At 39.9% G+C, this 283-nt stretch carries 1 pseudogene; it reads right to left on the bottom strand.

Annotated features, from left to right (window positions below):
• Positions 1-182 (bottom strand): annotated as a pseudogene (locus A936_RS23795) (RES family NAD+ phosphorylase); the annotation flags it as partial.
• Positions 183-283: the final 101 nt, after the last annotated feature.

Genomic DNA, 283 nt, shown 5'->3' with positions numbered 1-283 from the left:
GTTTCTGATGTGGAGTAATCAACACCCTCTATTTTATGAACTTCTATGCCATCGAGTTTTAACTCAAGTATATCTTCCCTATTTTTCTTACGTGATAGCACCTTAAATTCACGACGAAAATCATCGGGAGTCGTCCTTATCTCTGGGTCAAAGTATGAAATATCCTCATCGTGCTGATACATATTTACTTCAGCTTCCCGGAACCTTCGGTCTGCATTCAGTACCCCAGATGATTTATGAAACAGGATAATATTCCTGACAGATGGGTCGGTGTTTTCCTTTG

It is taken from the genome of Enterobacter sp. Ag1, assembly GCA_000277545.1.
Lineage (GTDB): Bacteria > Pseudomonadota > Gammaproteobacteria > Enterobacterales > Enterobacteriaceae > Cedecea.
The sequence above is the reverse complement of the archived record's forward strand: the minus strand, read 5'-3'. Positions and strand labels throughout refer to the sequence as shown.